The 7,985-nt window shown below is 61.3% G+C and carries 11 protein-coding genes; 3 read left to right on the plus strand and 8 right to left on the minus strand.

The window, feature by feature from the left end; all coding sequences use genetic code 11:
* Nucleotides 1–136: 136 nt before the first annotated feature.
* Nucleotides 137–1,162, plus strand: a complete 1,026-nt coding sequence (locus ACH2CW_RS11115; RefSeq protein ID WP_395058054.1) for a hypothetical protein — start codon at nt 137–139, stop codon at nt 1,160–1,162.
* A 21-nt stretch (nt 1,163–1,183) separates the two neighbouring features.
* Here the strand turns inward: ACH2CW_RS11115 and ACH2CW_RS11120 are convergent, their stop codons facing one another.
* Nucleotides 1,184–2,221, minus strand: coding sequence for a VWA domain-containing protein (locus ACH2CW_RS11120; RefSeq protein ID WP_395058056.1), 1,038 nt, complete (start codon nt 2,219–2,221; stop codon nt 1,184–1,186).
* Nucleotides 2,222–2,524: 303 nt separating this feature from the next.
* Between ACH2CW_RS11120 and ACH2CW_RS11125 the strand changes: the two genes are divergently transcribed.
* A complete protein-coding gene (locus ACH2CW_RS11125) occupies nt 2,525–3,100 on the plus strand; it encodes a histidine phosphatase family protein (protein WP_395058058.1) in 576 nt (191 codons plus the stop codon).
* 129 nt (nt 3,101–3,229) lie between these two features.
* Here the strand turns inward: ACH2CW_RS11125 and ACH2CW_RS11130 are convergent, their stop codons facing one another.
* The 5 genes from ACH2CW_RS11130 to ACH2CW_RS11150 all read right to left on the minus strand — a co-directional run bounded on the left by ACH2CW_RS11130 (nt 3,230) and on the right by ACH2CW_RS11150 (nt 6,175).
* A complete protein-coding gene (locus ACH2CW_RS11130; protein ID WP_395058060.1) occupies nt 3,230–3,511 on the minus strand; it encodes a DUF4389 domain-containing protein in 282 nt (93 codons plus the stop codon).
* 109 nt (nt 3,512–3,620) lie between these two features.
* The gene (locus ACH2CW_RS11135; protein ID WP_395058062.1) at nt 3,621–3,944 is read right to left on the minus strand and encodes a type II toxin-antitoxin system HicB family antitoxin; all 324 of its coding nucleotides are present in this window, start codon (nt 3,942–3,944) and stop codon (nt 3,621–3,623) included.
* Nucleotides 3,941–4,189 carry a toxin HicA gene (locus tag ACH2CW_RS11140; protein WP_395058064.1) on the minus strand — a complete coding sequence of 83 codons (249 nt, stop codon included), beginning with the start codon at nt 4,187–4,189 and terminating at the stop codon, nt 3,941–3,943. Before ACH2CW_RS11140 ends, ACH2CW_RS11135 begins: the two co-directional genes overlap by 4 nt.
* Before the next feature lie 258 nt (nt 4,190–4,447).
* A complete protein-coding gene (locus ACH2CW_RS11145) occupies nt 4,448–5,122 on the minus strand; it encodes a hypothetical protein (RefSeq protein WP_395058066.1) in 675 nt (224 codons plus the stop codon).
* A 207-nt stretch (nt 5,123–5,329) separates the two neighbouring features.
* The gene (locus tag ACH2CW_RS11150; RefSeq protein WP_395058068.1) at nt 5,330–6,175 is read right to left on the minus strand and encodes a lipase family protein; all 846 of its coding nucleotides are present in this window, start codon (nt 6,173–6,175) and stop codon (nt 5,330–5,332) included.
* Nucleotides 6,176–6,326: 151 nt separating this feature from the next.
* Here ACH2CW_RS11150 and ACH2CW_RS11155 point away from each other — a divergent pair, with 151 nt between their 5' ends.
* Nucleotides 6,327–7,313 (plus strand): hypothetical protein, encoded by a 987-nt coding sequence (locus tag ACH2CW_RS11155; RefSeq protein WP_395058070.1) that lies wholly within the window; start codon nt 6,327–6,329, stop codon nt 7,311–7,313.
* An 89-nt stretch (nt 7,314–7,402) separates the two neighbouring features.
* Here ACH2CW_RS11155 and ACH2CW_RS11160 read toward each other — a convergent pair whose 3' ends face one another.
* Entirely contained in the window at nt 7,403–7,765 is a 363-nt protein-coding gene (locus tag ACH2CW_RS11160; RefSeq protein WP_395058072.1) for a MarR family transcriptional regulator, read from the minus strand.
* Nucleotides 7,766–7,768: 3 nt separating this feature from the next.
* A partial coding sequence (locus ACH2CW_RS11165) for a DUF6516 family protein (RefSeq protein WP_395058074.1) occupies nt 7,769–7,985 on the minus strand: 217 nt, incomplete at its 5' end.

The raw sequence follows: 7,985 nt of genomic DNA on the forward strand, positions 1-7,985 counted from the left end.
TCTGCGTCCGCGAAACTGATCTGGTCCATCGCTGCTGCTCCTTTGTGTATCTCAACGGTCAACACATCTGATCGGTGGACTTGTTCAGAGTTTCCTTAAATTTGCGTTTTGGATTTACTATTTCGCTGCTTTGCGCATGCACCACGACCAAAATTTTGCAAACTTCATGCTGAGTGACAGGCGATATGCCAACCACCCCGAGTTGATTGAGTTTTACACCGGCATTGATCGTCAGCGAGAGGATGCTTTAAATGTTTTAAAAGCTGATTTAGAGCGCTGTCGCAGTGAGGTTGAACAAAAATGTGGATTTCCGAAAAATATGGATATCTATAGTTTGGCGCAGTGGAATCCCTCTGAAGGCGCACTTGAGCAGATGACAACTGAGATCGAGGAAGGAGTGAGGGACTCAAATCTACCTTCAGAAATAAAGGATCGTTTTGCGGATCAAGGGTATGACTTAGCACGTCCCTATAACCAGGGTGTGAGTATTCTTTCTGATCATTCCTTAATATATTTGATGCAGACACTGCGGGCGGCTTCTAAGGCGCTACGCAACAGTGACTATGTTGAGCCATCCGCAAAGCGTGCACTACTGGAAGAGATAATGCGATGCTGGGAGCAGCTATCAATCGTGCTTCTCGTGGTTTTGCCTGTGCTTGCTGACAAAGGCGAGGCTTTTTTTGATGGGGCCAACTTTGTTCTGGAAGGCGATTTCGGACCGACCGCCTCACAGCGGGTCATGGGAATACTTGCAGAAATTCCTGGCAATGTAATTAGATGGTCTAGGGACGATCTTCTTTCTCAGAAGATGGGCCCTCTTCTAATTGATGTGTTTAATCAAGAGCAAGGGTCATTGAGGAAGCACGAACTTGCACTACTGCTTATCTTACAAAGGCCAAGGGGCTGGGCTGCCGCCATTCAAGCATATATTTCCGCTACGCAAAAAAATTCGTTCTTCCTCTTGAACATATATCGCTCGTTGCGAACCGAGTATCGATTTAGCTACGTATCTAATGCGACGTTAAAGGAAATCGTTCATCTAATACGAATGGCGATCACAAAGCATGTAACCGGCGCTAAAGAGCCTGGCGTAGATCTAATTGAGAAGACTATGCCGAGAATAAGTGGCGACCCTGTTCTGCCACCGAGAGAAGTGCCATAGCTCAGACCGAAGGATATTCGCTCACACAACCCGCCGAAACCAAACCAGCGAGCAAATCGCCGCCGCCAGCGCCAACCCCGCCGACAATAAAGCCAGCAAAGCCGTGACCTCGGTCTCGCGTGTCTGCACCTGCACCCTTGACCCCAGGTTCTCGTAAACGCTGCGCAGCGCCTCAGCCGTGCCTGCATGGTGGTACTCGCCGCCGGTCATGCGGGCGACTTCGCGCAGGGTGGGTTCGTCGAGTTGCAGGTAGATGGGCATGCCTTCGGGCATGGTTCCGGAGTCGTTGACGCTGCCCAGGCCGATGACGTAGATGCGCACGCCGCGGTCGGCGGCCATCTTGGCTGCTTCCAGGGTGTCGACGCCCGTGGTGCGGCGGCCATCGCTGAGCAGGATGATGGCCGCGGCGTCGTAGGAGCCCGGCGCGACCGGCGTGATCTGTTTGGGCGGTGGTTTGTCCTTGTCGTCCAGGCTGCGCCCGCGCGGCTTGGTGCCGAAGGTCAACTCTTCCAGGTTGATGCCGTGGTCGGGGAAGAGTTCGATCAGGCTGCTCACGATACCGCTGCCGATGGCGGTGCCGATCTGCATCTGGAAGCCGTCGATCGCCGTGACCAGGGCCGACCTGTCCAGCGTGGCGGTATGCGCGACCTGGCTGCTGCCCGCAAAGGTGACCAGCCCGACCTCGATCTTCTTCGGTAGCTCGCTCAGGAAAAGTTTGGCGGCCTCTTGCGCGGCCACCATGCGGGTGGGTTGGACGTCGCTGACGCGCATGCTCAGCGACACGTCCATCGCCAGGATGATGGTGGTGCGCGCCCAGGGCAGCGGCACCTTGGCCATGGGCCGCGCCGTGGCCAGCAGCAATAGGGCGAGGGCCAGAAAAAGCAGGGCAGCGGGCAGGTGCTGCCGCCAACTGCGCCCGGTGGCGGCGGCTCTAACCATGCCCAGGTTGCTGTACCGCACGGCCAGCTTGCTCCGGCGCCGCAGCAACCAAAGGTAGACCAGCGGCAGCAGCGGCAGTGCCAGCATCAGCCAGAGGTAGTGGGGCCATTGGAAAAGCATGGAAACACCATCTTGCACGGGAAGCGATTCGCAGGCAACCGCTGGGGCATTGCGGGATGGATCCCGGATCAAGTCCGGGATGACAGGCCGACGGGCGGGATGACATTTGGGGGGGAGCGCCCATCCCCTTGGCTGTCATTGCGGGCCTGACCCGCAATCCATGGCTGCATCCTCGCGACGAGGGTTCATGCTGCATGGATCCCGGATCTGGTCCGGGATGACCAACGGGAGGCGGCAGGGCGGGGATGGGCAACTTGCACCCACTCCCCACTCGGATAAGCCCGCCTGGTTAATCTGTGGGGCATGAAACTCCTCATCCCCTCACTCACCGCCTGTCTGGGCGCCGCGCTGCTGGCCTCCTCGGTATCCGTCGCCTCCGCCGCAGACGCCTGGTCGGACCTGAATCAAGCCGGCGCCATCGTGCTGTTTCGCCATGCCACCGCACCGGGTATTGGTGACCCGGCCAACTTCAAGCTCAACGACTGCTCGACGCAGCGCAACCTGGACGACAAGGGCCGGGCCGAGGCGCGCCAGCTCGGGGAGCAGTTCCGCAGCCGCAAGATCACTGTCGGTGCGGTGCTGACTTCCCAGTGGTGCCGCACGCGGGACACGGCGCGGCTGGCGTTTGGCAATGAGGCGGTGAAGGACGAGCCGGCCTTCAATTCGTTTTTTGGCAGATCGTCCGGCATCAGCGAAACACAGACGGCGCAAGCCCGCACCATTCTGGCGCGCTGGCGTGGCCCCGGCACCCTGGTGGTGGTCACGCACCAGGTCAACATCTCGGCGCTGACGGGGGTGGGCTCGGCTTCAGCCGAAGGCGTGGTGGTTCGGCCAGCGGCCGACGGCAGCCTGCGGGTGGTGGGCAGCGTCACGCCCTGAGTTCTGGTTGGCCCGGACAGCCGGGCTGCCGCCGCCGGGCCAGGGCTCTACTTGCTATGAAAGTAATAGCTTTCGGCGTTTGTCTGCCGTGGGCTGGAGGCCAATTTGGCCATTAATCCCCGATGGCGATCAGGCGTTTGGGGACGGCCAGTCGCTGAAGGGGAAGGGCGGGGTTTCGGTAGAAAAGGAGACAAAGGCGGCGATTTGGCCTAGGTAGCGGCCCACGCTGCGGCCCAGGCCTTGCAGGCGCGCATTGGGCGCCTCGCTGAAAGCCGCGAAGGCAAGCTGCAGCACGGCAATGGCAATCAGCACCCAGGCGGCGAGCTGGAAAGCCAGGCACATCAGCAGCATCAGCAGGGCGCGCATCGGCAGCTTGCGCTGCGGGAGGGTGGCGAGGGCGGTGTCGGTCATGGTCGGCTCCTTCTGGGTGTCGGCAATAGCTCTATCTACTTGAGGCCTGCCGGCGCTGCATCAAGCCTTCTTTTTGCCCGCGACTGCGGGGCCAGCGCCAGCATCCGCCTCAAGCCGCCAACTTGGCACTCGCTAGCCGATTCAAACTCACCCCTTGCTCGGCCGCCGTCAACGCCAGGTTGCGATGAAGCTGCGGCGGAATACGAACCCTGAACTCGCCGCTGTAATGCTTTTCGGCCATCGCTTCAGGAACGGGCTCGCCGCTGGCCTGCATATCAGCCACCACCTCAGCCACAACTTTGCCGATGCCTCTGAGTGCGGATTCCGGGGTTTTTGCCAACCAGCTTAAGGATGGAAACTCAGCGCACAAGCCCAAATGTTCGTTGTCTTCCGGGGACCAGGTGACCCGGTAGGTGTAGTGTTTGATGTTCATGATTTGCCTTGTAGTTTGTCGATGGCCTGCAGGACTTGCCAGACCTGATAAGGCTTGGCTTTGCCTTTTGCGTTCTGAATATTGACGCGCGGGTCGCCGGGCCAAGGTGTTTTGAAAATGGCATGGCTGCTGCCATCTTGTCTTGGCTTGCCGAAGTAGGCGCTGCATACCTTCTTGAGATCGCTGAAACCCACATTGGCGGGCTCGGCGCGCATTTTTTCCAGGATTCTGTCGAGGCTGGCCATTGACAGAATGGTGCCACTATTGGCCCCATATGTCAATTTCGGAAGGCGAGAAGAGGGGAGGGTTAAGGCTACGCGGCAGCCGAAAATCTGATGGCTTTCGCTATCAAAATCATATCGGCCACTGCATAAGGGTTGGACGCCAGTTTCAAGCGTGAAAATGGGTCCGACCCCAAGCTGAAGGGGCTCGCAGCAGGGCGGCACACCCTGCCAGCGCGCCACCGGCGAGAAGCCGGGGTGCTCTGGCTATGTTTCGTCAGGTCAGTTCGCCGCGAAGCAGTAGAACTTGCCGGCCCCGCCGGTACGCACCAGGGCTTCCTGGCTGCAGCCGGCGGACTGGTGCGAGAAGTTCCAGGACTTGGCCCAGTTGTCGGTGTTGGGGCCAATCAGGTCGTGGTGGCCGACGATGGCCGAGCCGTCGGTTGAGCTGGTCCAGGCTTTGCAGGTGGTGTCGGTCTGCGGTGCAAAAGCGGTGCCGTCCGCACGCGAGCCGGTCAGGATATCGTGCTCATTGGGCGTGTCGCCCCGACCCTTGATCACGTTGCCGCGCTCGTCGAGAGCCGTTGCCTTGCTGATGAAGTTGCCGTCGTGCAGGTGGCTGACGCTGCGCGCAATCATGTCCCCCTTGACGTTGAACCAGGGGCCGGCGCCGACGCGGTCGCGCGCATGGGTGGCGGCCACGGCAGGCGCGGTGGCGGAGGCGAAGGTGGGCGGGGTGCTCAGGTAGGCGCGCCAGTTCTTGCCGCCGGCGCCGACCGCTGTGGCCAGGCGCTGGCAGTGTGCATCGGCGCCGGCCAGGCCGCCCAGGTCGGCGCCCTTGCCGCTGCCTGCGCTGGTGACAAAAAAGCTCATGGGGTTCGGACGGGGGCCGGTGGCACAGGCGGTGAGCAAGGCCACGGCAACACCTGCGGCGGCCAGGTAAGAGAATTTGCGCATGAGAAGTTTCCTTTGGGTGGTTGGTGGAGCAGGACCATACGCATCAATCATCGCGAAGGCAGCGGGCTGTTCCTGCCCGTATTGAACCTCCAAGCCCGGCGCCACCGTATTCGGGATGACCCACCCCCCCCCTCTGCGCTTTTGTGGCGCGGTCAGGCATCTGCGCAAGCGTAAGCCTGGGCGATCACTGGGGCGCGACGCCCCGGCTCAGAAGAACGCCCGTGCGTAGTTGATGGGCGCATGGTCGGCCAGGTCGCGCACCACCACCGTGCCCCGGCGCCAGGCGTGGTGTTTCAGGTAGTCCAGGCGGCCTTGCTCACGGTCGGTGGCGATGAAGTCGTCGGTCGGGTTCTCGCGGATCTGGCCGTCCCAGGTGATGTAGCTGCGGAAGTCAGGATGGGCGTAGCCCAGAAACGTCGGGGGAACCCGCGTGACGAAGTCGCAGCAGTCCACCAGGCGTGTCCAGGGCCCCGTGATGCTGGCCACAAAAGTACTGTCGCCGGTGCGTGGCCCGCCGACCGTGACCAGCCGGTGCGGGGCGGAGATGCTGGCGCACAGGCAAGCGAGTGCGGCCCCCAGGCTGTGTCCGGACATGATGAGCTGTTTGCCGGCAGCGGGCCCGGCGCGCCATTGGTCAATGTCCGCGCGGATGGCCTGGTAGGCGCGCTGAAAGCCAAAGTGCGCTTTGCCTGTGCCCAGTTCCCAAGGCACCAGCAGCGCATTGGCGTCCGTGCCCAGGTCGGCCAGCTTGTCGGGTTGCGTCCCGCGAAAGGCGAGCAAGGCGGTGCCGTCACTGGCGTGGATGGCGCCAAACGCCTCGGTCCCTGTCAGGGTGTTGCTGTTGAAAGTTTGCAGGCCCACATAACCCGCCAGCGCCAGTGCCTGGCTGAGCCGGGCTTTTTCTGCGTCGCTTTCTTCAAACCGGTAATAGGCCAGCCGCGCTGCCTCGACCGCAACGGCAATGTGGCCGGCTTGTGTGTGGCCGCTGAAGACGGTGTCGCGCAATTCGGGCCGCAGCAGGGCATCGTTGGTGGGGTCGTAGGCGATGGGCATGGTGTCTCCTGTGGGGAAGACGTAACGGTAGTGAGGTACTGCGGCAGGCGCATCCTCCAATCAGAGGAGCGCCGTGCGTACCGTCCTCCAATTGGAGGATGTGAGCCGCCAGACCCGGTGCTAGATTGGCCGAAAACTACCGGGAGCCATGATGAAAATCGCCTTCACCTCTTGTACCTGCGCGGGCCTGGTCAGCAACCAGCCGGTGTGGGACTCCATCCGCCTGGCCCAGCCCGAGCATGTGGTTCTGCTGGGCGACAACATCTACAACGACGTGCCGTCACCGGGCATGTCTGTGTTGCAAGCGATGAACGCGCACGAGTTTGCCGAGCATCTGTATATGCGTTATGCGCAGCAATTGGCCAACCCGAAATTTCGCGACTTGGTGGCTGCGCCCGGCATCCAGGTCCACGCGATCTGGGACGATCACGACTTTGCCTGGAACGACGCACAAGGCGGCGTGATGCAGGCGCAGCCGGTGCACGCCGACAAGGTGAAGGTGTCTACCAGTTTCATGCGCGAGTTCCGGCGGGTGCTGGCGGAAAAAGACGTCACGCGGTTCCCGTCTTCTGCGGGTGACGCAGCTTTCTGGCTGGACGCTGCAGCGCCTGTGTTCACGCCGCTGGGCGCCACCACCATCCAGCTCGAGCCGGATGGCCGGTCCTGGCTGCACCTGACGGACGGCCGCACGCAGCGCAAGGGAAAAACCCTGCTGGGCAACGTACAGCGCGCACAACTGACGGAGGCGTTCAACAAGCACCCGGACGCCCTGCACATCATTGCCAGTGGCGGCACGTTCACCCAGAAGGACTGCTGGGCAAAGTACAAGGACGACTTCACCTGGCTCAAGGAAAGCATTGGTTCCAGGACATGGCTGATGCTCAGCGGCGATGTGCATGCCACCGGCCTGCTGACCCACAAGGTGTCGGCCGCCGGCCGCCTGGTCGAACTCACGGCCTCGGGGGCAGCCGTCGTGGCCAAACTGAACCCCGTGATAACCGGCCCCGAACTGCGCAACCACGGCATGCTGGAGCTGCGGGCCAATGACGCCAAGCTCGATCTGCTGGCCTACAACAAGCCAGTGACCTCTGCGGTGCTGCCTCGCCGTGCGGGCGGCGACCTGGTGGCGCCAGATTGACGCGGGACGGTCGGGCTTGAGGTTGGCGCACCGTGGCGCCCTGTGGCCTGCGCAGGGGAGGGCTCGAGCGATGCTGCTGGGATCCTCCTTCAAGCCGCCTTTTTCACCAAAGCCAGATGAATCTCCACCGATTCAAACGGAACAAATACAAGTTCGTCCGGCGTACGCTGGACCAACCCGTGCTCCTCAAGTTTGCCAATATCGGTATGCACGTTGGAGTAGTTCCGTCCCACGGTTTTCGCCAGCGCATAGATTGAGCATGGACCGCACTGTCGCAATGCCTCCAGCAAATCGATGCGCGCCGGTGTGAGCTCGGCAAACAGGATGCGCGCGGATTCAAAGCTGAGGTGGTAATCAGCGCGATAGCCTGGGCTGGACTCGGCGGCGTGGAGTTGCTTGCGCGCCACGCTGAATACCGATCCCTGCGGGGCGATTTCTATGACTGCTTTCATGGCCTAACTCCAGGTTTCCACGTCACGTTGAAAATCATCAAGCAACTGATTGATCGACACAAATGAATAAAACTCCTCGACGTCGTTGAGGTGACGGTGGTCGCCCTTGCCACGTTCGTTGTCATAACGTACCCGACATTGCCCGCCCTTGCCAAAATACAGTCTGTACTTGTAGAGATGCGTGCAAGGGGTCAAGGCCTGGGCCAGACGCCAGACGACG

The sequence above is a fragment of the Polaromonas sp. genome (assembly GCF_043778355.1).
In the GTDB taxonomy this organism is placed as follows: Bacteria; Pseudomonadota; Gammaproteobacteria; order Burkholderiales; family Burkholderiaceae_C; genus Polaromonas.

Excerpts from the sequence above, each read along its gene's own strand:
- ACH2CW_RS11115 (WP_395058054.1), top strand. The coding sequence starts at position 137 with ATGCACCACGACCAAAATTTTGCAAACTTCATGCTGAGTGACAGGCGA.
- ACH2CW_RS11120 (WP_395058056.1), bottom strand. The coding sequence starts at position 2,221 with ATGCTTTTCCAATGGCCCCACTACCTCTGGCTGATGCTGGCACTGCCG.
- ACH2CW_RS11125 (WP_395058058.1), top strand. The coding sequence starts at position 2,525 with ATGAAACTCCTCATCCCCTCACTCACCGCCTGTCTGGGCGCCGCGCTG.
- ACH2CW_RS11130 (WP_395058060.1), bottom strand. The coding sequence starts at position 3,511 with ATGACCGACACCGCCCTCGCCACCCTCCCGCAGCGCAAGCTGCCGATG.
- ACH2CW_RS11135 (WP_395058062.1), bottom strand. The coding sequence starts at position 3,944 with ATGAACATCAAACACTACACCTACCGGGTCACCTGGTCCCCGGAAGAC.
- ACH2CW_RS11140 (WP_395058064.1), bottom strand. The coding sequence starts at position 4,189 with ATGGCCAGCCTCGACAGAATCCTGGAAAAAATGCGCGCCGAGCCCGCC.
- ACH2CW_RS11145 (WP_395058066.1), bottom strand. The coding sequence starts at position 5,122 with ATGCGCAAATTCTCTTACCTGGCCGCCGCAGGTGTTGCCGTGGCCTTG.
- ACH2CW_RS11150 (WP_395058068.1), bottom strand. The coding sequence starts at position 6,175 with ATGCCCATCGCCTACGACCCCACCAACGATGCCCTGCTGCGGCCCGAA.
- ACH2CW_RS11155 (WP_395058070.1), top strand. The coding sequence starts at position 6,327 with ATGAAAATCGCCTTCACCTCTTGTACCTGCGCGGGCCTGGTCAGCAAC.
- ACH2CW_RS11160 (WP_395058072.1), bottom strand. The coding sequence starts at position 7,765 with ATGAAAGCAGTCATAGAAATCGCCCCGCAGGGATCGGTATTCAGCGTG.